Here is a 25,512-nt window from a genome sequence, read left to right as displayed (position 1 = left end):
CTCACGCTGTGCCCGGCGGGGCCGGCTAGCGCGCGAGGTCGTGCACGAACTCCGCGAGCTGGGTGAGGTTGCGGCACTCGACCATCGGCACGATGTCGCCGTACGTCGCCGCGGCGGAGTCACCGGTCCCCCAGTGGCGGCGGTGCTCGGGGTTGAGCCACCAGGCGTGCCGGGCGGTGCCGGCGAGGTCGCGGAGCACCTGCTCGTGCAGGTCGCTGTAGTTGGACCGGGCGTCGCCGAGCACCAGCAGCGACGTCCTGGGGCCGACGGCGTCGGGGTGCGCCTCGACGAACTTCGTCAGTGCCCGGCCGTAGTTGGTGCGACCCCAGAGCGCCGCGTGGGCGGTGGAGGCGGCCAGGTCGGCCATCACGTCGACGACGTCGGCGCCGGGCGTGAAGTGGTGGGTGACCTCGTGGACGTGGTCGACGAACGTGAAGGCCCGCACCTTCTGGAACTGGTCGCGCAGGGCGAAGACCAGCAACAGCGTGAACTGCGCGAAGCTGGCGACCGACCCGCTGACGTCGCAGAGCACGACGAGCTCGGTGCGGTGGGGCCGCTTCGGTCGGTGGTGGGTGGTCAGCGGCACCCCGCCGGTCGACATCGAGGCGCGGACGGTGCGCCGGAAGTCGAGCGGACCGCGCCGTCGCGCGTGGTGCTCCTTGGCCAGCCTGGTCGCGAGCCGGCGGGCGAGCGGGTAGATCTCGCGCCGCATCTCCTCCAGGTCGGCTCGGCGGGCGGCGGTGAAGTCGAGCCGGTCGATGCTCGGGCGCAGCGCGACGTTGGCGACGTGCTCGGCGCCCTTCTCCTCCGCGATCCTGCGTCGGGCATCGGCCTCGACCTGCCCGGTGAACGCGCCGATGCGGCGCCCGGCACCGCGCTCGGCCTCCTCCTCGGTGAGCCCGGATCCCAGCAGGGCCGAGACGATGCGGTCGACGAGCTCGGTCGGCGCCACCCGCTGCAGTGCCGTGTACGCCGACCACGACGACAGGCCGGGACCGCGGCCGGGCATCGCGCCGAACCGGCCGACCATCTCGGCCGCGAGCTGCTGGAGCAGCCGCTCGTCGCCGGCCTCGAGCGCCTCGGCGAGCCGCTCGCGGAAGTCCTGGAGCGCAGCGGCGTTGTCCCGGACCGGCGACGGGTCGGCGGCGTCGGTCTCGTCGGTCTCATCGGCCAGCGCCGCCACGCCCCCGCCGACCAGGCGCGGGAAGTAGAGGTCGAACAACGCCTCGAACGTCGGGCGCTGGGCCTGCCGCTTGACGAGCGTGGCGGCGTACCCGTCGCGGACCTGGGTGCGGTCGGTCCAGTCGAGCGCGGTGAGCGCGGCGACGGCGTCGAGGTCCTCGGCCAGCGAGACGGGCAGGCCGGCACCGCGCAGCGCCTCGAGGAAGGCGATGTGGCGGTCGACCAGGCCCGACCGGCTCATCGTCGGTCCAGCTTGAGCTCCTTGACCGCGCGGTCGTGGTCGGAGCGGTGCTTGAGGATGACGCCGAGGGTGGCCGAGATCGCCTCGTCGTCGAGGTCGCCGATCTCGAGGGCCACCAGGGTGCGCGCCCAGTCGACCGACTCGGCGATCGAGGGTGCCTTCTTCAGCTCCAGCTCGCGCAGCCTGGCGATCGTCGCCACCAGCTGGGCGGTGACCCGGTCGTCGAGGCCGGGCACCTGCGAGGCGACGATCTCGCGCTCGCGCTCGGCGTCGGGGTAGCCGAGGTGGAGGTAGAGGCAGCGGCGCTTGACGGCCTCCGACAGCTCGCGGCTCGCGTTGCTGGTGAGCACGACGTACGGGCGCCGGGTCGAGCTGATGGTGCCGAGCTCGGGGATCGTCACCTGGAAGTCCGACAGCACCTCCAGCAGCAGCCCCTCCACCTCGATGTCGGTCTTGTCGACCTCGTCGATGAGCAGCACCGTCGGCTCCTCGCGGCGGATCGCGGTCAGCAGGGGGCGGGTGAGCAGGAACTCCTCGGTGAAGATGTCGTCGTGGGTCTGGTCCCACTCCCGGCCCTCCGAGGCCTGGATGCGCAGCAGCTGCTTCTTGTAGTTCCACTCGTACAGCGCCCGCGCCTCGTCGAGGCCCTCGTAGCACTGCAGCCGCACCAGCTCGGCGCCCGTCGCCCGGGCCACGGCCTTGGCCAGCTCGGTCTTGCCGACGCCCGCGGGCCCCTCGACCAGGAGCGGCTTCTCGAGCGCGCCGGCGAGGTAGGACGTCGTGGCGGTCGCCGGGTCGGCGAGGTAACCGGCGTCGTGGAGGCGCGTCGAGGCGTCGGCGGGCGAGGCGAACCAGGTCGAGGACACCTCGGCATCCTCGCAGGCTGCCGGCGGGGCGTCCGGACCGCCGGGGACGGCGCCGTGTCGTGCGTCATACCGACGTGACCTCGCGGAGCCGGCCTCGTTGAACGGTCATCTCGGGTGCCTGGCGAGCTACCCACGATCCGACGGGTCGGCCGGTCCATGGGGGGTCGGCCGGCCCGTCGCCCGTGGGGGACGCACCGCGGTCCTCAGCCGCGCGGTCCGCGCCCGACGCGCTCGGCGAGGAACGTGCGGATGCGGTCCGCGACGTCGTCGACGGCGCTCTCGAGGAGGAAGTGCCCGCCGGGCAGCAGGTCGATCCGGGCGTCCGGGAGGTCGGCGGCAAAAGCCCGGGCCCCGTCGGGGCCGAAGATCTCGTCGTTCTCGCCCCAGACAGCCAGGAGGGGCACCTGGCTGTCGCGGAAGTACTGGTGGACCCGGGGGTACATCGCCACGTTGCTGGCGTAGTCGCGGAACAGGGCGAGCTGGACGAGGTCGTTGCCGGGGCGCGAGACGAGGGCGTGGTCGTGCACCCAGGTCTCCGGGTCGACCACGGTCGGGTCGTCCACGCCGTGCAGGTACTGCCAGCGGATGGCCTCGACGTCGAGCGCCGTCCGCATGGCCGCCTCGGTGACGGCGTCCTGCACGTCCTGGTAGGCCAGCACCGGCGCCCAGAAGTCCTCGACGAAGCCGGCGTCGTAGGCGTTGCCGTTCTGGGTGACGATCGCGGTGATCGCCTCGGGACGGCGCAGGGCCAGGCGCCAGCCGACGGGGGCGCCGTAGTCCTGCACGTAGACGGCGTAGCGGTCGACGCCGATGTCGGCCAGCAGCGACTCCGTGAGGTCGGCCAGCAGGTCGAAGCCGTAGTCGACCTCGTCGACACCAGGAGCGTCGGAGAACCCGAAGCCGAGGAAGTCGGGCGCGACCAGGTGGAAGTCGTCGGCGAGCAGCGGGATCAGGTTGCGGAACATGAACGAGCTCGTCGGGTAGCCGTGCAGGAGGACGAGGGTCGGCGAGTCGGGGTCGCCGGCCTCCCGGTAGTAGAGGCGGTGCCCGTCGACGACGCGGTAGCGGTGGTGGATCGGCATGTCTAACTCCTCGAGGGGGCGTGGTGTGGTTAGGCACCACGATGCCACACCTAACCGCTGAACCACGACTCAAGGGGTTAGGATGGGTCCATGACCCCCCAGCCCGACGACGAGGACCTGCTGCTCGCGCTCCTCAACAGCGCCCCCGTCGACGCGGGCACGGTGCACGACGCGCTGGCTGACGACGGCGCCGCGGGGGCCTGGCTGCGCGAGCACGGCGCGACGGGCACCGCCGCCGAGGCACGACGCGTCCGCGGCGCGCTGCAGGCCGTCGTCCGCGGCGACGACGACGCCGCCGCGCTCGCACCGTTCCTCGCCGACGCCGCGCTCGTGCCGTCCCTCGACTCGGGCCGGCTGACCTGGCGGCTGCGGGCCGACGACGAGCTCGCCGCACGCGTGGTCCTCGCCTGGGCCCACGTCGCCGAGGAGATGCCCGGCCGGCTGCGGGCGTGCGGCAACCCGGAGTGCCAGCGGTTCCTCCTCGACCGCAGCAACGGCAACCGGGCCCAGTGGTGCTCGATGGCCGTGTGCGGCAACCGGATGAAGGCGCGCCGGCACTACCAGCGCAGGCAGGCCGGCGACGGCCGGCCCGGGCAGGTCAGCGGACGACGAGCGTGAACGTCTTGCCGCCACCCACGACGTGGGCCTGCGGCGCCGACGTCACGGTCTGCACGAACGAGTACGGGCGGCGCGGGCCCCGGAACTCGACCTCCACGTCGGGGTAGTCCTCCTCGACCCGGTTCGGGGTGCCGACCTGGACCCGCACCTGGTCGTGGCGCAGCTGCTTGGCCAGCGCGCTGCGCACGCCGCGCACCCCGCCGCCCGAGCCGCCCGAGCCGTCGGGGCCCTCCGACTCGTCGCTGAACTCGGACCAGTAGTTGTCGCCGCCGCTGGCGGCGAGGAAGAGCCGGCCCTTGGCGCGCTTGCGCAAGGTGAACGGCGCGAGCGTGACGAGCTTCTTGCCCGCGGTGCCGCCGAGCACGACGCGCAGGCGCACCGTCGACCCGGCGCGGGCCTGGGCGGGAGCCTTCCGGGTGACCCGGACCCAGGCCCCGCGCCGGAGCTGCTCGACCCCCACGATCGTGCTGCGCCGCAGGTCGTCGGTCACGTCGGCCGTCGCGGTCACCGAGGCGAGGGTGACTCCCTCGAGGGACCCGAGGTGGTCCACGAGCCCGGCGACGCCGTAGGCCGGCTCCTCGGAGAGGTAGCTGCCGGTGAAGCGGTCGGTGTAGGTGAGCCGGAACGGCTTGCCGCGGTCGGTGCCGGCGATCTTCCAGGTCAGCACCTCGGTGCCGGTCGAGGGGCCGTCGACGACGCGGTCCTGGTTGGCGATCAGCTGGTAGAAGGTGACCTCGGCGGCCGCGGCCGGCACGAACACGCGCGTGCTGCCCTCGCGGGTGCGGTCGCCGTAGGTGACCTCGGAGGTGACCTCCAGCGACTCCGGCACGGCACCGAAGGCGCCGGTGATGCCGGCGAGCCGGTCCTCGGTCACCGAGCCGACCGCGGGGGCGATGTTGGCGACCTTGAAGGGCGACGACAGCGAGTCGGGCTGGACGTAGACGGCCTCGGCGGGGTGCAGGCCGAGGGTGGTCGAGCCGAGCAGCGAGAGGGGGTGGCCGAAGCCGACGACCCGGCCGTCGCACACCGAGGTGACGGTGCCGACCCCGGCCATCGTGATGTCGCCGGAGGACAGCGAGGCGGCCATGTTGCCGCCCGCGACCATGGTCTCCGCGCCGGCGTCGGCGGCGCCTGCACGACCGAGGACGTAGCTGCCCTTCTCGGCGTACCGCGACTTCTTCGACTGCAGGTCCCCGAGCCGGCGCGGCGTGATCCCGCTGATGCCCATCGGCATCGGGAGCTCGCGGAACCCGCGCGCGGCGTCCGCCGTGCTGATCCCGGCCCGGGCCGCGACGGTGCGGGCGTCTGTCGGCGCCAGCGGGACGGTGCGCTCGACCGGCGCCTCGTCCGCGCCGGCGAGGTAGTTGTCCATCTCGGCGTACGGCGTCACGCCCGCGATCGGGGACGGCCCGTAGCTCAGGCCGTAGGCGACGGCGCCGATGAGGCGGCCGTCGGCGGCGTACACCGGCGAGCCCGACATGCCCTGCCAGATGCCGCCGGTGCGGGCGAACTCCGGCATCTGGAGCTCGACCATGATCATGTCGACGTCGAGGGAGATGCCGTCCTCGATGACGCCCAGCACCTCGCCGGTGAACCCGGTGGGCGTGGTGCCGCGGGTGACGCTCATCCCGGTGACGTCGTCGCCCGTGGCGAGCTCGTCGACCGGGAACGCCTGGACGCAGTCCTCGACCGGGTCGGCCGAGCGGGCCGGCGACGCGACGAACGTCGTCGCGGCGGCCGGCATGACGAGGGCGAGGGTGGTCGCGGCCACGGCCAGACCACGTCGACGGTGCAGAGCGGGCATGACAGGTCTCCCCCGAGCTAGGTGCGACGTGACCCGTGTCCCGCGCTGAGCGCAGCGTAGGCAGCGGATCGGCCGCAGCACCCGGAAACGGCGGAACTAGTACCGCTGCGGCCTGCCCTCCTGGTCGTAGCGCTCGTCCCGCGGGTGCGACGTCGAGGTCGGCCGTGGTGAAGGCGAATGCCGACCCGACCCGGACTGTCGGTGGACGTCTCTACAATCGAACACATGATCGAGACCGAGGTGGATGCCGCGAGGACGCTGACCCAGCGCCTCGCCACGGCGTCCCTCGATCTCGACGACACCGCCCGCGTCGACCTGATCCGCGCCCTCGAAGACCTGAAGAACGCCGCAGCCGCCACCCAGGCCTGCGTCGCCGCCGACCTCGACACCTCGACCCGCGCCGCCGACGCGGGTCGCGGCGTCCCGGCCGCGCGCCGAGGCCGCGGGGTCGCGGCGCAGGTCGCCCTGGCCCGCCGCGAGTCGGTCCACCTCGGCCAGCAGCACCTCGGCCTCGCCACGATCCTGCGCGAGGAGATGCCCCACACCATGGCGGCGTTCCGCTCCGGCCGCATCACCGAGTGGCGCGCCACGCTGCTGGTCCGCGAGACCGCGTGCCTCTCCCGTGAGCACCGTGCCGTCGTCGACCTCGTCCTGGCAGGTGATCCCGCGGGCGTGGAGGCGATGGGCGACGGGGAGATCGTCGCCGAGGCCAAGAAGCTCGCCTACCGGCTCGACCCGGACGCGTTCGTCGACCGCCGCGCCCAGGCCGAGGCCGACCGCGGCGTGTCCGTCCGCCCTGCACCTGACGTGATGACCCACCTCTCGGCCCTGCTGCCGGTCAAGGACGGCGTCGGCGTCTACGCCGCCCTCAGGGCCGCCGCCGAGTCCGCGATCGCCGCCGGCGACGGACGCACCCGGGGCCAGCTCATGGCCGACTTCCTGGTCGCCCGCGTCACCGGACAGTCCGACCCGGTCGAGCCCGACAGCGCTGGGCCCGGCATCAGCGTCACGGTCGACGTCGTCGTGCCCGACACGGTGCTCACCGGCCAGAGCGACGAGGCTGCCCACGTCGACGGCTACGGCCCGATCCCCGCCGACCTCGCCCGCGAGCTCGCAGCCCAGGCTCCGTGGCTACGCCGCCTCTACGCCACACCCGCCACCGGCGCCCTGGTCGCCATGGACTCCGTCGCCCGCACCTTTCCCGACGGCCTCAGGCGCTTCCTCCGCCTGCGGGACCGCACCTGCCGCGCCCCCTGGTGCGACGCCCCCATCCGACACACCGACCACGCCCACGACGCCGCTGCGGGTGGCCCCACCACCGCCACCAACGGTCAAGGACTGTGCCAGGCCCACAACCACGCCAAGCAGGCCCACGGCTGGCAGGCCCGACCCCGCCCCGGGCCCCGCCACACCGCCGAGATCACCACACCCGCCGGCCACACCTACGCCTCGAGCGCGCCACCGGCCCGGAACCCCGGTACGCCCAGACCAGACCCGGCGTCTGGACCCTCACCGCCTGACGCCGGGCCTAGGGGAGCCCGGCTTCGTACGCGGCGATCACGAGGTGGACCCGGTCGCGAGCGCCCATCTTCGCGAGGATGCGGCCCACGTGAGTCTTGGCCGTCAGCGGGCTGAGGACCAGGTCGTCCGCGATCTCCTGGTTGCTTCGGCCCGCGGCAACCAGCCGAAGCACCTCGCGCTCACGCGGCGTCAGGCTGGCCAGCCGCTCAGGCGCAGGCGCGTCCGGACGACTCAGGGCACGCGTGATGACCGCCCTGGTCGCGCCGGGCGACAGCAGCGCCTCCCCCGCCGCGACGGTGCGGATGGCGTCCAGCAGCGCGTCCGGACGGGTGTCCTTGGGCAGGAACCCGCACGCCCCCGCGCGAAGGCCGCGCATCACGTTGGCGTCTGTCTCGAACGTGGTCAGGATCAGCACCTTGCTACCGCTCGGCCCATCGGCAGCGACGATCTGCTGGGTCGCCTCGATGCCGTCGGTGCTCGGCATCCTGATGTCCATCAAGACGACGTCGGGGCGCAGGTCCCGGGTCAGCGTCACCGCCTCGTCGCCGGTGCCGGCCTCCCCGACGACCTCCATGTCGTCAGCCGAGCTGACCAGCAGCGCGAACGCGCCGCGCACCAGAGCCTGGTCGTCTGCGAGCAGGACCCGGATCACGACGGCACCCGCCAGAACTCCGGCAGCGGCAGGCTGGCCCGAACCTCGAATCCTCCGGACTCCCCGGGCCCGGCGGACAGCTCTCCGCCGACGGCCCGCGCCCGGCCCGTCATTCCGACGATCCCGAAGCCGGCCGATGTCACCATCGAGGCCGGTCGCGCGGGCCCGCGATCGACGACTTCGATCCGCAGCCGGTGGCCGTCCTGGTCGAGTCGGACCGTCGCGTGCGTGGCCGTCGAGTGCCGAACGACATTGGTGAGCGACTCCTGGATGATCCGGTAGGCCACGACGGACACCGTCGACGGCAGCTCGTCCGGCAGCCCCTCGGCCTCGACGTCGACCCGGACATCGGCTGCCTCGGCCGCCTCCACCAGACCTTGCAGCTCGCCGAGGTGGGGCGCCGGCTCGGTGGGCTCGCCCTCGCCACCGTGCAGCACGTCGAGGACGGCACGCAGCTCGTGCAGCGTGGCCCGGCTCGTGTCCGACAGGTTGTGCAGCGTGCTGGACAGGTCTCGCAGCGACGCATCGCCCTGTCTCGGCAGCTGGTCGATCAGGTGCGCAGCGACGGACGCCTGGACGTTCGCGACCGCGAGGCCGTGCGCCAGGACGTCGTGCAGCTCGGCAGCGATCAGTACCCGCTCCTCGGCGACCCGCCGCTCGACCTCGTCGGCACGCTCCTGCTCGAGCCGCGCGGCGACGGCGGCCTTCCAGTCTTGATGGAAGCGGACCGCCAGCCCGGCGACGAAGGCCATGAGCAGCCAGCCGACGCCGAGGAGAGCATCACCAGGTGTCCCTGACGCCTCGTCGGCGAGGACCGGCACGGTCACCGCGCCCACCGCCACCAGGGCTGCGACGGCCCGACGCTCTGGCTCGCTGTAGCGCGCCGCCGCGAACGCCGCCACCAGTGAGGCCGGGATCGTGGCCTCATGGGGATAGTCGAGGAGGTGGTACGGCGTCGACACGGCGAGGACCGCGAGCACGACGGCGATCGGCCAGCGCCGGCGGACCAGCACCGGCGCCGACATCGCGCCCAGGAGCGCGATCGCCCACACATCCACGCTTCGCTCGCCGTCGTGGTCGACCGCCTGGAGCGTGATCGCGGCGACGACACCGAGCACGAACGACGCCGCCGCCAGCAGCCGGTCGGCTACTGGCGGACGGAGCGCCATCATCGTTCACACAGGGACATCGACACGGTCCTATCTCGTGCGCCAGAGCTTGCTGGGCCACCACATCCGCGAACCCAGCGACATCGTCAGAGCGGGAACCACGATGGACCGCACCAGCAAGGTGTCGATGAGCACGCCGACGGCGACCAGTATCCCGATCTCGACGAGCATGACGAGCGGCAGCGAGGCGAGCACCGCGAACGTCGCCGCCAGCACGACGCCGGCCGAGGTGATCACGCCACCTGTCACTGCCAGGCCACGCTTGGTGCCCTCGACCGTGCCGTGCCGGACGGCTTCCTCACGTACCCGGGTCATCAGGAAGATGTTGTAGTCGACACCGAGCGCGACCAGGAAGAGGAACCCGATCAGGGGCACCGACGACTCCATCCCGGAGAACCCGAGCACGTGGTCGAACACCAGGTTGCACAGTCCGAGGGCTCCGAAGTAGGACACCACGACGGTGGCGACGAGCACCAGCGGAGCCACGATCGCCCGCAGCAGCAGTCCGAGGATGGCCAGCACCACCAGCAGGATCAGCGGCATCACCAGGTTGCGGTCGGACTTGTTGGTCTCGGCCTCGTCGAGCATCTCGGCACTCGGACCGCCGACCAGGGCGTCCTCACCGGCGACCTCGCGCAGGTTCTCCCGCAGCTGCTTGATCGTTGCCGTCTCCCCCGCACTTTGTGGAGCGTCGACCGGGAGCGCGGAGATCTCCACCCAGTCGTCGCTGGCGCGGCCGATCTCGGCTCGGGCGACCCCCGGCGTCCCTTCGACGGCGGCCAGGACCTCGTCGCCCTGGTCGGGCCGACTCATCACGGTGAGCGGCTGACCGCTCTCCTCGGGGTAGCGCTCCGTGATCAGCTTCGCCCCGACCACCGAGTCCGGTGTCGAACGGGCGAACTGGTCCAGCTGCGGAAGCGAGGTGCTGACACCCACCGTGCCCAGCGCGAGACCGCCCAGGACCACCATCGGCACCACGCAGCTGACGACGCGGCGGCGCGCGACCAGCTCGCCGAGTCGAACCCACCCAGATCGGGGTCGGTGCGCCTGACCCCCGAGTCGCGGGACGAACGGCCAGAAGACCCGGCGCCCGAGCACCACCAGCAGGGCCGGGAAGAGCGTCAGCATGACCAGCAACGAGGCCACGATGCCCGCCGCCCCCACCGGGCCGAGACTGCTGATGCTGTTGAGGTCCGCGGCCAACAGGCACAGCAGGCCGGCGACCACCGTCGCCGCCGAGGCGAGGATGGCCGGGCCGGCCCCACGCAGCGCCGCCAGCATCGCGTCGATCGGCCGCTCGTGGCGGTGCAGCTCCTCGCGGTAGCGGGACACGAGGAGCAGGGCGTAGTCGGTGCCTGCGCCGAAGACCAGCACGATCAGCAGCGCTGAGCTCATGCTCGTGATGGTGAAGCCGAAGACCTGGGTGAGGGCGTAGACGGTACCCATCGACGTGATCGCCGCGACCCCGACCGCGGCGAGCGGGACCAGCCACAGCAGCGGACTGCGGTAGGTCAGGATCAGCAGGATCGCCACCACCACGGCAGTGGCGAGCATCAACGTCGCGTCGACCGCATCGAAGACCTCGTCCATGTCTGCCCCCAGCGCGGTCGGACCGCTGACGTAGGCGTTCAGGCCGCTCGGCCGGTCGTCGAGGAGGGCACGCGCATCCGCGGTGGCACCGGCCTCCTCGGCGACCGCGTCACGGTCGAGCGGAAGCGCGTACAGCACGGCCGTGCCGTCGTCGGAGACGACCATCTCGGGCAGTGCGTCGGCGTCGTTGCCGAATCGCTCCACCAGCTCGGACCGGCCGCGGTCGACCGCCTCCCGATCGCCCGGTCGGAGGCCGCCCGGTCGTTCGTGCACGACCATGAGCAAGCCGTTCTCGCCGCCGGGCAGACCGGCCTCGGCCTGGAGCACCTTGGTCGACTGGGCGCTGGCCGGCAGGTAGTCGGCCTGACCATCGCGGGTCACCGAGTCGAGCTTGCCGGCGAGTGAGTAGCCGCCCACCACCAGCCCGATCCACACGGCCAGCACGAGCCACGGCAGCACGGTCCTGGTCCGTGATCTCGTCGGTCTGGTATCGGCACCGGAGTGGTCGGGCGCCTTGAGCTCAGAAGTCATGGCGATCACGCTGTCAAGCAGGCGGGGTCGACGCGTCCGGCCACGGCAGGCACTTCGTCGTACTCCGCGCGGCGTACGACGGACGGCTGGGGCAGGCCGCCAGGGCGGGCGGCTACGGCGGACGACAGAAGCCTCCCGAAGCGCCCGACGACTCGTCCCTGGGCATGTCGAGAAGCGGCCCCCACCTCCGTCCCAGGTGCAGAACAGCACCCACGAGCAGAGGATGGATCCCATGACCCACGTACGACGCCTCGACCACATCGGCATCACCGTCGCGGACCTGGAGGAGGTGACGGCGTTCTTCGTCGGGCTGGGCCTCGAGGTCGAGGGCACCGGCTCCGTGCAGGGCGAGTTCGTCGACACCGTCTGCGGCATCCCGGGCGCGCACTGCGAGATCACGATGCTGCGCCTGCCCGACGGCGGGACGCGGCTCGAGCTCGCGCGCTTCGTCACGCCCGACCACCTGCCCGGCTCGCCCGCCGCGATGGCCAACGAGCTGGGCCCGCGCAACGTGTCCTTCGAGGTCGCCGACCTGCAGGCGGCCGTCGACGCGGTCGCTGCGGACGGGTACGGGCTGGTCGGCGGGATCGGCGAGTACGAGGGCAGCGTGCGCATGGCCTACGTGCGCGGGCCGGAGGGGATCGTCGTGTCGCTGTTCGAGCAGCTCGGCTGACGCCAGCGTCGTGCCCGGCTCAGCCGGAACCGGAACTCGACCTCGGCGCGACTCGGACGTGGGCGCGTTGCCCCTGCCTGCCGATGAGGCTGAGGAACTCCACGGGACCCGCGGTGGTGGCTCCGAACCAGTGGGGGGTCCGGGTGTCGAACTCGACGACCTCCCCGGGGTCGAGGACGAGGTCGTGCTCGCCGAGGACCAGGCGGAGCGTCCCGTTGAGGACGTAGGCCCAGTCGTAGCCCTCGTGGGTGCGCAGCTCGGGCGTGGAGTCGTCGCGGGCAGCCGGGAGGACGAACTTGTAGGCCTGGATCCCCCCAGGACGTCGGGTGAGCGGGATGACGGTGGACCCGTCGCCCGCGGCGACGGGGCGGAGGTTGATCCGCGGGTTGCCCGTGGGCGGTGCGTCGACGAGGTCGTCGAGCGTGAGGCCGTACGCCCGGGCGAGCGGGAGCAGCTGCTCGAGCGTCGGCCGGCGTAGCCCGGCCTCGAGCCGCGACAGGGTGCTGGCGGAGATCCCGGTGTCGCTCGCGAGGTCGGTGAGGGTGAGGTTGCGGCTCGCGCGCAGGTTCTTGAGCCGGGGGCCGACCGCGTCGAGGGCGCGACTCATCGCTTCGTCCATGCCGACCACCGTACGCGCAGTTTTCCGTTCGGCAACGTGGCGTGCGTATCGGCCAACCTCGGGTCACGCTGGTGGAACCGCCCGCCCGCCCCGGTCGAGCGGACCCACAGGAGAGGCGTCATGACCGAGCAGATGGACAAGGACTACTGGGAGTCGCACTGGCAGGCGCGCGAGCGGGGAGCCGGCGCGGCGATGCCCGCCCACCCGTACCTCGCCGAGGAGACGAGCACCCTGGAGCCCGGCACGGTCCTGGACGCCGGCTGCGGCGAGGGTTCCGAGGCGATCTGGCTCGCGTCGCGCGGCTGGTCGGTGACGGCGGCGGACATCTCGTCCGAGGCCCTGGCACGGGCCGCCGAGCGCGCCGCGCAGGCCGGCGTCGCCGACCGGATCCGGTTCGTCGAGGCGGACCTGGGCGTGTGGGAGCCCGCCTCGCGGTTCGCCCTCGTCACCACCCACTACGCCCACCCGGCGACGTCGCAGCTGGCGTTCTACGAGCGGCTCTCGCAGTGGGTCGCCCCCGGCGGGACCCTGCTCGTCGTCGGACACGGACACGGACACGGACATGGGCACGGACACGGGGACGAGGACGGGCAGCCGCCGCAGGAGGTCGTCGTGACGGCGGCGAGCGTCGCCGCCACCGTCGACCCGACGCGGTGGGACGTCGTCACCGCCGCCGAACGGGTCCGCTCGGTCACCAAGCCGGACGGCGGCTCGGTCGAGCTGTACGACGTGGTCGTGCGCGCGACCCGGCGCCCCTGACCTCCATGACCGTCCCGTCTGCCCGCACACCCGGCTCGACCGACCCGACCATCCACGACCCACGACGGCGCCGGGCGGTCCTGGTCGCGGTCTGCATCGCGTTGATGGCCGTCATCGCGTCGGTCTCCGGGCTCAACGTCGCCCAGCCCCAGGTGGCGCTCGCGTTCGACGCCTCCCAGAGCACGGTGCTGTGGATGATCAACATCTACACCGTCACCCTCGCCGCGCTGCTGCTCCCGTTGGGCGCCCTCGGGGACAGGTGGGGGCGCAAGCCCGTGCTCGTCACCGGTTTGGTGGTCTTCGGCGCCGCCAGCCTGGTTGCGGGCCTGGCGCCCTCGACCGAGGTGATGCTCGCCGCCCGGTTCGTCACGGGCGTCGGCGCGGCGATGATCATGCCCGTCACCCTCGCCGTGATCACCTCGACGTTCCCCGACGAGGAGCGCTCCAAGGCGATCGGGGTCTGGACCGCCGTCGCCGGAGGAGGCGGCATCCTCGGCATGTACCTGTCCGCGCTGCTCGTCGACGTCGCCAGCTGGCGGTGGTTGTTCGCGCTGCCCGTCGTCCTCGTCGTCGCCGCCGTCGTCCTGGCGCTGCGCGCGGTGCCGAACTCGCGGGAGGTGGCCGAGCACGGGTTCGACGTGGTCGGCTCCGCCACGTCGGTCGTGGCGCTCGTGGGGTTCATCCTGGTCCTGCACGAGGGCGTCGAGCGAGGTGTGACCGCACCCGTGACGCTCCTGAGCCTGGCGGTGGGTCTGGCGGGTGCGGCCGCGTTCGTGGTGTGGGAGCTGCGCGTCCCGGCACCCCTGCTCGACCTGCGCCTGTTCGGCGAGCGTGGCCTCGCCACCGGGTCGCTCACCCTGCTCGTCGTGTTCGGTGTCCAGGCCGGGATCTTCGTGGTCCTGTTTCCCTACCTCCAGGCCGTGCTCGGCTGGTCCGGGCTGAGCGCCACCGTCGCGCTGATGCCGATGGCCCTGGTGATGATGGTCGCCGCCGGCCTCGCCCCGCGGGTCGCGGCCCGAGCCGGCGCCCGCGCCACCATGTCGCTCGGGATCCTCCTCGGCACTGTCGGTCTGCTCCTGATGGCGGTGCTGGTGTCCGTGGACGGCGGCTACCTCTCCGTGCTGCCCGGCATGGTCACGATGGGCCTCGGGATGGGCCTGTCGATGACCCCGTCGACCGAGGCCATCACCTCGGCCCTGCCACGGGACCGGCAGGGCGTGGCCTCGGCGCTCAACGACGTGACCCGCGAGCTCGGCACCGCCCTCGGTGTCGCCCTCCTCGGCGCGGTCCTCACCGCCGGGTACCGCAGCGCCATCGACACCCGGCTGGACGGCGTACCGCCCGGCGCCGCGGGCACGGCACGGGAGGGGGTGGCCAACGCGATCGGCGTCGCCGACAACGCCGGGACCCGGTCGGGCGCGCTCGTCCGCGCCGCGCAGGACTCCTTCGTCGACGGCTGGCAGCGGGCGATGTGGGCCGGGGCCGTCGTCATGGGTGTGCTGCTCGTCGCCGTGCTCCTCCGGGGCCCCGACCACCACGCGACGGCACCCGACGCACGGCGGTGAACGCCGCGGGGCCGGTCGCGCCGGGCGGCACCCGAGAAGCAGGAAGTCGCCCCGAGGTCCCGATCTCTCGGGCCTGGGGCGACTGCCTGTGACTGGCGGTGGCGGAGGGATTTGAACCCTCGGTGGGCTTGCACCCACAAACGCTTTCGAGGCGTTCTCCTTAGGCCGCTCGGACACGCCACCGCGGGAGAGGTTACCGGAGGCGGGGTGCCGCTCCGAATCGGGTTGTCGGTGGTCGGGTCTAGCGTGCCGCCATGACATCGACACTCGGCATGGTCACCTGCGACACGACGGATCCGCTCGCCCTCGGCACGTGGTGGGCGGCCCAGACCGGGGGCGAGGTCGTCGACCCCTTCGGCGGCAGCTACGTGATGGTGGTGGGCGGGCCGGTGCGGCTCGCCTTCCAGATCGACGACGCACCCACCCCCGGCAAGAACCGGCTCCACCTCGACCTCACGGCCGACGACCTCGAGGCGGAGGTCGACCGGCTCATCGAGGCAGGCGCCGGGCTGGTCGAGCGGCGCGGCGACGACAACTTCCGGTGGGTGACGCTCACCGACCCCGCGGGCAACGAGTTCTGCGTGGCCGAGGCGTCCGAGGCCGGCGAGCTCTAGGAGCCCGGGCGCCAGGCCGGGTCGCGTCCGGTCAGGCCGACCAGCCGACTCAGCGGGTCGGCGTCGACCGCCACGGGCACCGGCGGACCGAACAGCCCGCCGTCGTCGGCGGGTCCGTCCGGCGGCGGCTCGAACGCCAGGACGAAGGACGTGCAGGCCTCGACCGCGGCCGGGTCGGCGGCGTACGGCTGGCCCGTCGCGACAGCGAGGTCCCAGCCGTGGACGACGACCTCGTCGAGGGCGACGAGTGCGGCCTCGGCGGCGGGCAGCTCCACCGGGCCGGCCATCGTCAGGCCGTCGTACGCCGCCGGCTCGGCCCAGACCGCCGCCAGCCGGTCGAGACCGGCGGTGACGTCGGCCGGCTGCGCGCCGGAGAGCGGCTCCTTGGTGGCGGCGTGGATGAACGCGACCGTGAAGCCCTGCACGTGCTCCACCAGGTCGGCGACCGTGTAGTCCAGGCACGGCGTCGGGCCGCCGAGCTGGTCGGCACGGATCCCCCGCACCACGCGGGCCAGCTCGCGGGTGGACGGGGCGAAGTCGATCGGGTCGGTCATGACGGGTGCAGACCCGGCACGGCCGGTGTCGTCATCGGTGGGCGCGGAAGAAGTCCTCGAGCAGCCGGGCCGACTCGGGGGCCAGCACCCCGGTGACGACCTCGGGCCGGTGGTTGAGGCGGCGGTCGCGGACGACGTCCCACAACGACCCGACGGCCCCGGCCTTGTCGTCGTGGGCACCGAAGACCACGCGCTCGACCCGCGCCAGCACCGCGGCGCCGGCGCACATGGTGCAGGGCTCGAGCGTCACCACCAGCGTGCACCCCTCGAGCCGCCAGCCGCCGCCGGCGCGCGCAGCCTGGCGCAGGGCGACGACCTCGGCGTGGCCGGTGGGGTCGTGCTCGGCCTCGCGCACGTTGCGGCCGCGGCCGACCACGACGCCGTCGGGGTCGAGCACGACCGCGCCGATCGGCACGTCGCCGGTCGCGAGCGCGGCGCGCGCCTCGTCGAGGGCAGCCCGCATCGGCTGCTCCCAGGCCCCCCTCACGCGGAGGTGAGACCGAGCGCGTCGTCGAAGACCTGCCCGAACCCGACCCGGCGGGCGATGTCGGAGAGCAGCTCCTCGGGGTAGAGGTCGGTGTCGTCGAGCATCCCGCCCAGCTCGATGGCGGGCAGGCCGAGGTCGTCGAGGAGGTCGAGGTCGCCGGCCGGGACCTGGTCGTCGTCGGCCTCGGGGAACGGCAGGCCGAGGAAGGCGACCGCCGACCCGGCGAGCTCCCACTCGTCGGCGGCGCTGATGTCGGAGAGCAGCACCCGGGTCTGCGCGCCGGCGACCACCCGCACGATCACGAAGAAGTCGTCGTCGAGCCCGACGAGGGCGAGCGCGCCGCCGTTGCCGGCGAACCGGCGCAGCGCGTGGGCGAGCGCGTCGACGTCGGCCTCGAGGTCGTGGGCGAGCTCGTGCACCACCCACCCACCCCCCGCCCCGTCGTCGCGGTAGGCGGCGAGCGCGAAGTCGACGTCGTCGAGCAGCTCGGCCATGTGTTCCAGAGTTCCCGGTGGGTCGCGCGCGGTCAAGTGGCTTGTCGGGCGGGCACTACTGTCCTGCCATGCGCACCCACGTCGTCGACCACCCGCTCGTGGCCCACAAGCTCACCGTGCTGCGCGACGAACGCACCGACTCCCCCACGTTCCGGCGGCTGGCCGACGAGCTCGTGACGCTCCTCGCCTACGAGGCCACCCGCGAGGTGCGGGTCGAGCCGGCCGACGTGGTGACGCCGGTGGCCCCGATGACCGGCACCGCGCTCGCCAACCCCAAGCCCCTGGTCGTGCCGATCCTGCGCGCCGGGCTCGGCATGCTCGACGGCATGATGCGGCTCCTGCCGACGGCCGAGGTCGGCTTCCTCGGGATGGTCCGCAACGAGGAGACGCTGGCGGCGTCGACGTACGCCGAGCGCCTGCCCGACGACCTCAGCGGCCGCCAGTGCTACGTGCTCGACCCGATGCTCGCCACGGGCGGCACGCTGGCCGCGGCCATCCGGTTCCTCACCGACCGCGGCGCCGACGACATCACCTGCATCACCCTGCTCGCCGCGCCGGAGGGCTGCGCCAACCTCGAGGCCGGCCTCGAGGGCCTCACCGTGCCCGTCACCGTGGTCACCGCCGCCATGGACGAGCGCCTCAACGAGAAGGGCTACATCGTGCCGGGGCTCGGCGACGCCGGCGACCGCCTGTACGGCGTCGCCGGCTGACGCCGAGCGGGGCTGCGTGGGACTGCTCAGGCGCCCTTGCCGGTCACGGTGACCGGCACGTTGCCGCGGGTCGCCTTGGAGTACGGGCACACCTGGTGGGCGGCCTCGACGAGCTCCTGGGCCTGCGCGTCGTCGACGCCGGGGATGGTGGCGGTGATGTCGGCGGTGATCGCGAACGACTCACCCTCCGGGCCGAAGCCCACGGCGACGTCGACCACGGAGCCCGAGGCGTCGACGCCGGCCTTCTTGGCGACCAGGCCGAGCGCACCCTGGAAGCAGGCGCCGTAGCCGACGGCGAAGAGCTGCTCGGGGTTGGTCCCGGTGCCGGGACCGCCGGTCTCCTTCGGCGCCGTCAGGTCGAGGTCGAGGATCCCGTCCTCGGACGTCGCGTGCCCGGCGCGACCGCCGGTGATGGAGGCGCGGGCGGTGTAGACGATCTTGTCCGGTGTGTTGGTCATGCAGATCTCAACCGGCGGGCGTGGCGCGCTGTTCCGTGCTGAGGGGTGAAAGCCGGCTCAGAGCGCCTTGACGGCCGTGAGCAGCTTGCCGAGGGTGTCCTTGGCGTCGCCGAAGAGCAGCGTGGTCCGGGTGTCGAAGAGCAGCTCGTTCTCGATGCCGGCGAACCCGGGCCGCATCGACCGCTTGAGGAAGACCACCTGGCGCGCCTCGTCGACGTCGAGGATCGGCATCCCGTAGATCGGCGCGGACGGCGTCGTGCGCGCGGCCGGGTTGACGACGTCGTTGGCCCCGACGACGAGCACCACGTCGGTCTGGCGGAACTCGCCGTTGATGTCGTCCATCTCCTTGAGGTGCTCGTAGGGCACCTGCGCCTCGGCGAGCAGGACGTTCATGTGCCCGGGCATCCGGCCGGCGACGGGGTGGATCGCGTAGTCGACCTCGGTGCCGCGCTGCTCGAGCACCTCGACCAGCTCGCGCAGCGTGTGCTGGGCCTGGGCGACCGCGAGGCCGTAGCCGGGCACGATGATCACCTTCTCGGCGTAGCCGAGCAGGATCGCGACGTCGTCGGGACCGGCGCTGCGCACCGGCCGGTCGGACGCCTCGCCGGCGCCGAGGGTGGAACCGCCCTTGAGCGCGCCGAAGAGGATGTTGGGCACCGAGCGGCCCATCGCGCCGGCCATCAGCAGGGTGAGGAACGTGCCGGAGGCGCCGACGAGGGTGCCGGCCACCAGCAGCACGGTGTTCTGCAGGACGTAGCCACCCGCGGCGACGGTCAGGCCGGTGAAGGCGTTGAGCAGCGAGATCACGATCGGTACGTCGGCGCCGCCGACCGGCAGGACCAGCAGCACGCCGAGCGTGAGCCCGAGCGCGGCGAGCATCAGCCCGGCCCAGAGCACCGGGTCGGCGACCACGATGCCGGCCATCGCCAGTGCCGCCACGAAGCCGCCGCCGAAGGCGAGGGGCAGCCCGGGGAAGACCACCGGCCGGGAGGTCATCAGCTCCTGCAGCTTGGCGAAGGTGACGATCGAGCCGGAGAACGAGACCGCCCCGACCAGGATCGTGAACGCCGTCGCGACCAGGTAGGCGGCCTCGACGTCGGCACCGGCCGTGGTCGCCTCGGCGAAGTGCTCGAGCTCGAGCAGTGCCACCAGGGCCGCGGCGCCGCCGCCGACGCCGTTGAACAGCGCCACCAGCTGCGGCATCTGCGTCATCTGCACGCGCTGCGCCCCGACGGCACCGACGGCCGTGCCGACCGCGATCGCGACCAGGATCAGGGCGACGTTGTCGAGGTCGGCGTAGAAGAACGGCACCACGCACGCGACCACCGCGGCCGCGGCGCCGATGAGGTTGCCGACCCGGGCGGTGCGGGGTCCGGACAGGCCCTTGAGCGCCAGGATGAACCCGACGGCGCAGAGCAGGAAGACGAGCTCGGCCCAGGTCGGCATCAGCGGTCGGCCTGCTTCGCCGAGGCCCGGGCGGGCTTGCGGGTGAACATCTGCAGCATCCGGTCGGTGACCACGAACCCGCCGACCATGTTGACCGCCGCCAGCACGACGGCGACCAGCGCGACCACCAGGGCGACGCCGTCGGCCTCGCCGGCGACCAGGATCGCGCCCAGCAGGATCACGCCGTGGATGGCGTTGGCGCCCGACATCAGGGGCGTGTGCAGCGTGGAGGAGACCTTGGCGATCACCTCGATCCCGACGAAGACGCTGAGCACGAAGTAGGTCAGCCAGGTGACGTCGTTGTTCATGCCGGAGGTCCTTCCAGGGCGAGCCGAGTCGGAACGTGTCGGACGGCACCGTCGTGGGTGACGCAGGCGCCGGCCACGATCTCGTCGTCGAAGTCGGGGTCGAGGCGCGGCGGGCCGTCGTCGCCGGTGCGGGTCAGCAGGGCCACGATGTTGACGATGTTCTGGGCGTAGAGCCGCGACGCCGGGCCGGGCATCTGGGCTGGCACGTTGCGCCCGCCCCACACCTGGGCCCGGCCGATGCGCACCACCTCGCCCGCGACGACGCCCTCGACGTTGCCGCCGCTGTCGGCGGCGAGGTCGACCACCACCGACCCGGGGCCCATCTGCTCGACCATCTCGCGGGTCACCAGCACCGGCGCCTGCCGGCCCGGCACCGCGGCGGTGGTGATCAGCGCGTCGGCGGCAGCGACGTACGGCGTCAGCAGCTCGCGCTGCAGGGCGGCCCGCTCCTCGCTCATCTCGCGCGCGTAGCCGCCGGCGCCGTCGAGCGTGGGCAGGTCGAGCTCGATCGCCCGGGCGCCCATCGAGCGGATCTCCTCGGCCGCGGCCGCGCGGACGTCGTAGGCCCGGACGACGGCGCCGAGCCGCTTGGCCGTGGCGATCGCCTGCAGCCCGGCGACCCCGGCACCGAGGACGACGACCTCGGCCGGCTGCACCGTGCCGGCCGCGGTCATGTTGAGCGGGAAGAACCGGCGCAGCAGGCCCGCGGCGACGACCGCGCAGCGGTAGCCGCTGACCAGGCTCTGCGAGCTGAGCGCGTCCATCGACTGGGCGCGCGAGATGCGGGGCACCAGCTCCATCGCCAGGCTGGTGATGCCGAGGTCGCGCAGGTCGGCGACCAGGCCGAGCTCCTGGGCGACCGGGAGGAACGACAGGGTCGTGGCGCCACGCCGCAGCCGGCGTACGTCGTGGGGTGCGAGCGGCTGGACGGAGACGACGAGGTCGGCCGCCTCGAGCGCCTGCGCCTCGACCGTGGCGCCGGCGGCCACGTAGTCGTCGTCGGTGGCGAGGGCACCGTGTCCGGCGCCGGGCTCGACGAGCACCTCGTAGCCGAGGGCGGTCAGCTTGCCGACCAGCTCGGGCACCACCGCGACCCGCGTCTCGCCGTCGCGGGTCTCCCGTGCCACTGCGATCCTCACGCCGAGGAACCTAGCCGAGCATGACCTCCGTCACGTCGATGCGCGCCCGAGCGGGAGCTCGCCGACCACCTCGTGGCGCGGCCGCCGGCGCGGTCCCTCGCCGAGGTGGGAGTGCACGAGGGTCAGCCGGTCGACGGTCCAGGGCGGGCCGGCGTAGGCGTCGAGGAGCCGGACCCACCGGGTGACCTCCTGGGGCCGCCCGAGCCGCGCCACCGTCACGTGCGGCCGGAAGCGGGTGCCGTCGACGGCGATGCCGGCCCGGCCGGCGGCGGCCCGGGCCCCGGTGGCCAGCCGGTCGAGCTCGGCGTGCGCGTCGCTGGAGAGGTCGAGGCCGGCGTGGAGCACCTTGGCGTGGGCGGGGTCGGGGAACGCCCCGCCGCCGGCGACCCGCGCCTCGAACGGCGTACGACGCGCCGCCCCGCGCTGCAGGTTGTCGACCAGCGCGTCGAGCGAGCGCTCGGGCACCTGCTCGAGGAAGGCGAGCGTCACGTGCAGGTGCTCGGTGGCCGACCAGCGGAACGCGCCGTGCTCGCGCCGGGGCTCGAGGAACTCGTCGAGGTGCTCGGCCACCTCGGTCGGCGGCACCACCGCCACGAACATCCGCACCGGCGTCAGCCCGCGGGCCCGTCGAGGAACACGGTGGTGCGCACGTGCCCGGCCTCGACCAGCAGCAGCTCGCGCATCAGGTCGTCGGCCCGCTGGGTGACCACCGAGACCGTCGCACCGCGCTCGGCGGCCTCCTCCTCCAGCGCGGCGAGGGCGGCCCCGGTCTCGACCTCGGTCACCAGCAGCACCGGCCCGCCCGGGGAGTAGACCGGCGGCGCGGGCACCAGCCGCCCCCGGGCCCCGGGGGTGCTGAGCTCGACGCGGTCGGACTCGCCGCGCACCTGCACCAGCGGGAGGTCGCGGTGCCACCACGTCTCGGCGGCGCGCAGCCCGACCGCCTCGGCCGCGGCGCGGCGCTCGGTCTCGGCCACCGGCGCGACGAACCGCACGGCCTGCGTCGAGGCGAGGACGGCGCGCAGCAGCGCCACGCCGTCGTCGGACCACGCGTCGTCGGGCACGACCATGTCGTCGACCACCCGGCGCGCGTCGTCGCCGACGGCCACCAGGTAGCCGCGGTCGGTGCGCAGCGTCAGCGTCGCCGGGTCGTCGACCTGGTGGGCCAGGAACGCCCGGTGCCGCGCGGTGGCGTCGGCCGCCGGGCGCCAGAACCTCGGCGCGTACGACGCCAACCGCTCGCGGCGGTCACGGGTGAGGCCGACCACCCAGTCGAGGTCGTCGGGGGTCAGCGGGGAGACGTCGGGCACGCAGCGATCGTCGCAGGTCGGCGTCGGGTCACAGACCGAGGTCGCGGCCGATGAGCTCCTTCATGATCTCGTTGGACCCGGCCCAGATCTTCGAGACGCGGGCGTCGCGCCAGGCGCGGGCGACGCGGTACTCGTTCATGAAGCCGTAGCCGCCGTGCAGCTGGACGCAGTGGTCGAGGACCTCGTTCTGCACCTGCGAGCTCCACCACTTGGCCTTGGCGGCCTCGACCGGCGTGAGCTCGGCCTTGTCGTGGGCGATCACGCACTGGTCGATGTAGGCCTGGGTGACCTCGATCTGCGTGTACAGCTCGGCGAGCAGGAACTTGTTGTGCTGGAAGGAGCCGATCGAGGAGCCGAACGCCTGGCGGTCCTTGGTGTACTGCAGCGTCTCGTGCAGGATCTGCTGGGCGTGCGCGACGTTGGAGATCGCGCAGCCGAGGCGCTCCTGAGGCAGCTTCTGCATCATGTGGATGAAGCCGCCGTCGAGCTCGCCGACGACGTGCTCGTCGGAGAGCCGCACGTTCTCGAAGAACAGCTCGGCGGTGTCGGACTCGTCCTGGCCGACCTTGTCGAGCTTGCGGCCGCGGCTGAAGCCCTCGACGTCGGAGGGGATCGCGAACAGCGTGATGCCGCGGGCCTTCTTCTCCGGGCTGGTGCGGACCGCGGTGATCGTCAGGTCGGCGGAGTAGCCGTTGGTGATGAACGTCTTGGATCCGTTGATGACCCAGGTGTCGCCGTCCTTGACGGCGGTGGTCTTGAGCGCCGCCAGGTCGGAGCCACCGGAGGGCTCGGTCATCCCGATCGCGAGCAGGACCTCACCGGACGCGACGCCCGGCAGCCAGCGCTGCTTCTGCTCCTCGGTGCCGAGCTCGACCAGGTACGGCGCGGTGATGTCGGCGTGGATGCCCCAGCACGAGCCGAGAGCGGCGTTGACCTTGCTCAGCTCCTCGGCCATCACGGCGTTGAAGCGGTAGTCGCCGGCCCCGGCGCCGCCGTACTCCTCGGGGATCTCCAGACCCAGGAAGCCCTGCTTGCCGGCCTCGAGCCAGAAGCCCCGCGGGATCGCCTTGGCCGCGGCGTGCTCCTCGACCTCGGGGATGACCGACCGCTCCAGGAACTCGCGGACGGAGGAGCGGAACGCCTCGTGGTCCTCGTCGTAGATCTCGCGCTTCATGCGGCGATCCTACTGGTCGGTAACGGGTGCGTCAGCCGCCGTCAGCCGAACGACGGGTCGGCCGGGTCGACGACCTCGTCGTCGGGCGGCGCCGAGACCGAGAAGTCCGCGTCGAACTCGGAGAAGGTGAAGGAACCGGCGTCGGCCTCGGACTGCAGCTTGACGACGTAGTGCGGCTCGCCGACGGCCACGAACGCCGTGACGTCGTCGTCGCCGGTCTCGAGGACCTCGACGACACGCTCGCCCTCGACCTCGGTCACTCCCTTGTTCTCGAAGCCGGGATCGGCCTCGCCGCCGTCGCCCTCCAGCAGCTCGTCGATGTCGCAGAGGTCGGTGAAGCTCTCGGCGTCCTCCTCGCTGCCGAGGATCCACCGGTCGCCGACCAGGGCCGTGAACGCCGACGCGGCCGCCTCGGTCTGGCCGCTGGCCACGAGGAACTGCTCGTCGGGCTTGAGGTAGGCGGTGCCGTCGACCTTGCGCAGCAACGCCCTGCCGTCGCCACTGCGCAGCTCGCCGTCGCAGTCGCCACGGGAGGTGATCACGATGTTCGCGGTGGTCTCCTGACCGTCGGTCACCACCGTGCCGTCCAGTCGGACCGACTGCAGGACGGCCATCTCCTTCTCCGCCGCGTCGACGATCTCCTGCCCGTCGGAGTCGACGAACTCCTGCTCCTCGGCCGTCAGCCCGCTCGGACCGCCGTCGTCGCCACCCCCGCCGTCACCCCCGCCGGCGACCACCGCGGCGACGGCGCCGCCGCCGACGGCCAGGACCGCCACCGCGGCCACGCCGGCCCACAGGGCGCGCCGGGACCTCGGTGGCGGGCCCGCCGGCTGCGCGCCGTGGGGCGGGGTCGGCGGCCGGTGCTGCTGGACCGGCGTCGGGTGACCCGGCGCCACGGTGGCGGCGAGCGGCGTGGGTGCCGGCGCGGGCGCGGGCACCGCTCCGGGCGCGGCCGGGGTGGCGAGCTGGTGCCACGTCGGGTCGTCGGTCATCAGGGCGACCTGGCGCAGCTCGTCGCGCAGCTCGAGCGCCGAGCGGTAGCGGTGGCCGGGCTCCTTGGCCATCGCGGTCCGCAGGGCCCGGTTGAGCGCGTCGACCACCGGGGACGACCCGGCCAGCTGGGGCACCGGCTGGGAGACGTGGGCGCCGACGATCTCGAACGCGCTGGCGCCGCCGTACGGCGGGCGGCCGGTCAGTGCCACCCAGAGCAGGCACCCCACGGAGTAGAGGTCGGTGGAGATGCCGGCCGTGGCGCCGCCGTGCAGCTCGGGCGCCATGAACGACGGCGTGCCGATCGCCGCGGCACCGACGCGGGTGGCCTCGGCGTCGACGCGGCGGGCGATGCCGAAGTCGCCGAGGTAGGCGTGCACGGTGGTGGTGCCGCGGCGACGCACCAGGACGTTGGCCGGCTTGATGTCGCGGTGCACCAGGCCCGCGGCGTGGGCGTCGGCGAGCCCGCTGGCGACCTGCTCGATGAGCTCGGCGGCCTTGCCGTGCGGGGCCGGGCCCCAGCGGGCGATCATCTGGCCGAGGTCGCCGTCGGGGACGAGCTGGGTGGCGATGTAGAGGTAGCCGTCCTCCTCGCCGTGGGCGTAGACCTGGACGACGTGCGGCGAGTCGAGGGCGGCGAGGGCGCGGGCCTCGTTGCTGAACCGGGAGCGGAAGTCGGGGTCGTCGGCGTACATCGGGGAGATGACCTTGAGCGCGACGCGGCGGTCGAGGTTGACCTCCAGCGCGTCGTAGACGACCCCCATGCCGCCGGCCCCGAGCTGGGCGAGCACCCGGAAGCGACCGAACTGGTGACCGGGTGCGGGGAACGAGGCGGCCACAGTCATGTTCTACCTGACGCGCTACACCCTTGGGAGGCTCCCGGAGGGATTGGTGGCTGTGCTTGGATCGTTCCAAGTCCTGCGTGCCCTGCAGGCGACCCTCGACGCACCGGAGTG

The 25,512-nt window shown here is 73.0% G+C and carries 26 protein-coding genes and 1 tRNA gene; 7 read left to right on the top strand and 20 right to left on the bottom strand.

What is annotated here, in order from left to right; translation table 11 throughout:
- Nucleotides 1-25: 25 nt before the first annotated feature.
- The 3 genes from AC4MBH_RS00170 to AC4MBH_RS00160 all read right to left on the bottom strand — a co-directional run bounded on the left by AC4MBH_RS00170 (nucleotide 26) and on the right by AC4MBH_RS00160 (nucleotide 3,371).
- A complete protein-coding gene (locus AC4MBH_RS00170; protein WP_491792302.1) occupies nucleotides 26-1,423 on the bottom strand; it encodes a vWA domain-containing protein in 1,398 nt (465 codons plus the stop codon).
- On the bottom strand, nucleotides 1,420-2,289 hold the full coding sequence (locus AC4MBH_RS00165) for an AAA family ATPase (RefSeq protein WP_491792301.1): 870 nt from the start codon (nucleotides 2,287-2,289) through the stop codon (nucleotides 1,420-1,422). The genes AC4MBH_RS00170 and AC4MBH_RS00165 overlap by 4 nt, the downstream gene beginning before the upstream one ends.
- A 203-nt stretch (nucleotides 2,290-2,492) precedes the next feature.
- On the bottom strand, nucleotides 2,493-3,371 hold the full coding sequence (locus AC4MBH_RS00160; protein WP_491792300.1) for an alpha/beta fold hydrolase: 879 nt from the start codon (nucleotides 3,369-3,371) through the stop codon (nucleotides 2,493-2,495).
- Between the two features lie 90 nt (nucleotides 3,372-3,461).
- Between AC4MBH_RS00160 and AC4MBH_RS00155 the strand changes: the two genes are divergently transcribed.
- Nucleotides 3,462-3,989, top strand: a complete 528-nt coding sequence (locus AC4MBH_RS00155; RefSeq protein WP_491792299.1) for a CGNR zinc finger domain-containing protein — start codon at nucleotides 3,462-3,464, stop codon at nucleotides 3,987-3,989.
- Here AC4MBH_RS00155 and AC4MBH_RS00150 read toward each other — a convergent pair.
- Complete coding sequence (locus tag AC4MBH_RS00150) at nucleotides 3,970-5,793, bottom strand: hypothetical protein (RefSeq protein WP_491792298.1); 1,824 nt, start codon at nucleotides 5,791-5,793, stop codon at nucleotides 3,970-3,972. The genes AC4MBH_RS00155 and AC4MBH_RS00150 overlap by 20 nt on opposite strands.
- Nucleotides 5,794-6,018: 225 nt before the next feature.
- On the opposite strand from AC4MBH_RS00150, the gene AC4MBH_RS00145 reads away from it, so the two are divergent.
- Complete coding sequence (locus AC4MBH_RS00145; protein WP_491792297.1) at nucleotides 6,019-7,428, top strand: DUF222 domain-containing protein; 1,410 nt, start codon at nucleotides 6,019-6,021, stop codon at nucleotides 7,426-7,428.
- On the opposite strand, the gene AC4MBH_RS00140 is transcribed toward AC4MBH_RS00145, so the two are convergent.
- From AC4MBH_RS00140 to AC4MBH_RS00130, 3 genes are read right to left on the bottom strand one after another with little or no spacing between them, the layout of a single operon-like run.
- A complete protein-coding gene (locus AC4MBH_RS00140) occupies nucleotides 7,322-7,966 on the bottom strand; it encodes a response regulator (RefSeq protein WP_491792296.1) in 645 nt (214 codons plus the stop codon). The two genes, AC4MBH_RS00145 and AC4MBH_RS00140, sit on opposite strands and share 107 nt — an antisense overlap.
- On the bottom strand, nucleotides 7,963-9,135 hold the full coding sequence (locus AC4MBH_RS00135) for a sensor histidine kinase (protein ID WP_491792295.1): 1,173 nt from the start codon (nucleotides 9,133-9,135) through the stop codon (nucleotides 7,963-7,965). Before AC4MBH_RS00135 ends, AC4MBH_RS00140 begins: the two co-directional genes overlap by 4 nt.
- Nucleotides 9,136-9,165: 30 nt before the next feature.
- The gene (locus AC4MBH_RS00130) at nucleotides 9,166-11,256 is read right to left on the bottom strand and encodes an MMPL family transporter (RefSeq protein WP_491792294.1); all 2,091 of its coding nucleotides are present in this window, start codon (nucleotides 11,254-11,256) and stop codon (nucleotides 9,166-9,168) included.
- A 232-nt stretch (nucleotides 11,257-11,488) separates the two neighbouring features.
- Between AC4MBH_RS00130 and AC4MBH_RS00125 the strand changes: the two genes are divergently transcribed.
- Complete coding sequence (locus tag AC4MBH_RS00125; RefSeq protein WP_491792293.1) at nucleotides 11,489-11,929, top strand: VOC family protein; 441 nt, start codon at nucleotides 11,489-11,491, stop codon at nucleotides 11,927-11,929.
- A 19-nt stretch (nucleotides 11,930-11,948) separates the two neighbouring features.
- Here the strand turns inward: AC4MBH_RS00125 and AC4MBH_RS00120 are convergent, their stop codons facing one another.
- On the bottom strand, nucleotides 11,949-12,548 hold the full coding sequence (locus AC4MBH_RS00120; protein WP_491792292.1) for a helix-turn-helix domain-containing protein: 600 nt from the start codon (nucleotides 12,546-12,548) through the stop codon (nucleotides 11,949-11,951).
- 120 nt (nucleotides 12,549-12,668) lie between these two features.
- Here AC4MBH_RS00120 and AC4MBH_RS00115 point away from each other — a divergent pair, with 120 nt between their 5' ends.
- Both AC4MBH_RS00115 and AC4MBH_RS00110 read left to right on the top strand, forming a co-directional pair.
- Nucleotides 12,669-13,307, top strand: coding sequence for an SAM-dependent methyltransferase (locus AC4MBH_RS00115; RefSeq protein ID WP_491792291.1), 639 nt, complete (start codon nucleotides 12,669-12,671; stop codon nucleotides 13,305-13,307).
- A 5-nt stretch (nucleotides 13,308-13,312) separates the two neighbouring features.
- Nucleotides 13,313-14,872, top strand: a complete 1,560-nt coding sequence (locus tag AC4MBH_RS00110; RefSeq protein WP_491792290.1) for an MFS transporter — start codon at nucleotides 13,313-13,315, stop codon at nucleotides 14,870-14,872.
- Between the two features lie 93 nt (nucleotides 14,873-14,965).
- Here the strand turns inward: AC4MBH_RS00110 and AC4MBH_RS00105 are convergent.
- Nucleotides 14,966-15,055, bottom strand: a tRNA-Ser gene (locus AC4MBH_RS00105).
- Nucleotides 15,056-15,126: 71 nt separating this feature from the next.
- Here AC4MBH_RS00105 and AC4MBH_RS00100 point away from each other — a divergent pair.
- Nucleotides 15,127-15,486, top strand: coding sequence for a VOC family protein (locus AC4MBH_RS00100; RefSeq protein WP_491792289.1), 360 nt, complete (start codon nucleotides 15,127-15,129; stop codon nucleotides 15,484-15,486).
- On the opposite strand, the gene AC4MBH_RS00095 is transcribed toward AC4MBH_RS00100, so the two are convergent.
- Genes AC4MBH_RS00095 through AC4MBH_RS00085 form a run of 3 tightly spaced genes read right to left on the bottom strand, consistent with a single transcriptional unit; the run spans nucleotide 15,483 to nucleotide 17,021 of the window.
- Nucleotides 15,483-16,040, bottom strand: coding sequence for a TIGR03086 family metal-binding protein (locus AC4MBH_RS00095; RefSeq protein ID WP_491792288.1), 558 nt, complete (start codon nucleotides 16,038-16,040; stop codon nucleotides 15,483-15,485). The two genes, AC4MBH_RS00100 and AC4MBH_RS00095, sit on opposite strands and share 4 nt — an antisense overlap.
- Nucleotides 16,041-16,071: 31 nt before the next feature.
- Nucleotides 16,072-16,503: a tRNA adenosine(34) deaminase TadA gene (gene tadA, locus AC4MBH_RS00090; RefSeq protein WP_491792287.1), complete on the bottom strand. Its 432-nt coding sequence runs from the start codon at nucleotides 16,501-16,503 to the stop codon at nucleotides 16,072-16,074.
- Between the two features lie 20 nt (nucleotides 16,504-16,523).
- Nucleotides 16,524-17,021, bottom strand: coding sequence for a tRNA adenosine deaminase-associated protein (locus AC4MBH_RS00085; RefSeq protein ID WP_491792286.1), 498 nt, complete (start codon nucleotides 17,019-17,021; stop codon nucleotides 16,524-16,526).
- Nucleotides 17,022-17,089: 68 nt separating this feature from the next.
- Here AC4MBH_RS00085 and upp point away from each other — a divergent pair, with 68 nt between their 5' ends.
- Nucleotides 17,090-17,731: a uracil phosphoribosyltransferase gene (gene upp / locus AC4MBH_RS00080; protein ID WP_491792285.1), complete on the top strand. Its 642-nt coding sequence runs from the start codon at nucleotides 17,090-17,092 to the stop codon at nucleotides 17,729-17,731.
- Nucleotides 17,732-17,757: 26 nt separating this feature from the next.
- Here upp and AC4MBH_RS00075 read toward each other — a convergent pair whose 3' ends face one another.
- From AC4MBH_RS00075 to AC4MBH_RS00040, 8 genes are read right to left on the bottom strand one after another with little or no spacing between them, the layout of a single operon-like run.
- Entirely contained in the window at nucleotides 17,758-18,189 is a 432-nt protein-coding gene (locus AC4MBH_RS00075; RefSeq protein WP_491792284.1) for an organic hydroperoxide resistance protein, read from the bottom strand.
- Nucleotides 18,190-18,246: 57 nt separating this feature from the next.
- Nucleotides 18,247-19,635, bottom strand: coding sequence for an NAD(P)(+) transhydrogenase (Re/Si-specific) subunit beta (locus tag AC4MBH_RS00070; protein WP_491792283.1), 1,389 nt, complete (start codon nucleotides 19,633-19,635; stop codon nucleotides 18,247-18,249).
- Nucleotides 19,635-19,943, bottom strand: coding sequence for an NAD(P) transhydrogenase subunit alpha part 2 (locus AC4MBH_RS00065; RefSeq protein WP_491792282.1), 309 nt, complete (start codon nucleotides 19,941-19,943; stop codon nucleotides 19,635-19,637). Before AC4MBH_RS00065 ends, AC4MBH_RS00070 begins: the two co-directional genes overlap by 1 nt.
- Nucleotides 19,940-21,082 (bottom strand): NAD(P) transhydrogenase subunit alpha, encoded by a 1,143-nt coding sequence (locus AC4MBH_RS00060; RefSeq protein ID WP_491792281.1) that lies wholly within the window; start codon nucleotides 21,080-21,082, stop codon nucleotides 19,940-19,942. Before AC4MBH_RS00060 ends, AC4MBH_RS00065 begins: the two co-directional genes overlap by 4 nt.
- Before the next feature lie 30 nt (nucleotides 21,083-21,112).
- Entirely contained in the window at nucleotides 21,113-21,682 is a 570-nt protein-coding gene (gene thpR, locus AC4MBH_RS00055) for an RNA 2',3'-cyclic phosphodiesterase (RefSeq protein WP_491793049.1), read from the bottom strand.
- A gap of 11 nt (nucleotides 21,683-21,693) precedes the next feature.
- On the bottom strand, nucleotides 21,694-22,392 hold the full coding sequence (locus AC4MBH_RS00050) for a hypothetical protein (RefSeq protein WP_491792280.1): 699 nt from the start codon (nucleotides 22,390-22,392) through the stop codon (nucleotides 21,694-21,696).
- A 28-nt stretch (nucleotides 22,393-22,420) separates the two neighbouring features.
- Nucleotides 22,421-23,566, bottom strand: coding sequence for an acyl-CoA dehydrogenase family protein (locus AC4MBH_RS00045; protein ID WP_491792279.1), 1,146 nt, complete (start codon nucleotides 23,564-23,566; stop codon nucleotides 22,421-22,423).
- Between the two features lie 41 nt (nucleotides 23,567-23,607).
- Nucleotides 23,608-25,401 (bottom strand): serine/threonine-protein kinase, encoded by a 1,794-nt coding sequence (locus AC4MBH_RS00040; protein WP_491792278.1) that lies wholly within the window; start codon nucleotides 25,399-25,401, stop codon nucleotides 23,608-23,610.
- Nucleotides 25,402-25,512 lie beyond the last annotated feature (111 nt).

The organism is Nocardioides sp. WJ219 (assembly GCF_058559815.1).
This window is presented reverse-complemented; position numbering and strand designations above follow the sequence as displayed.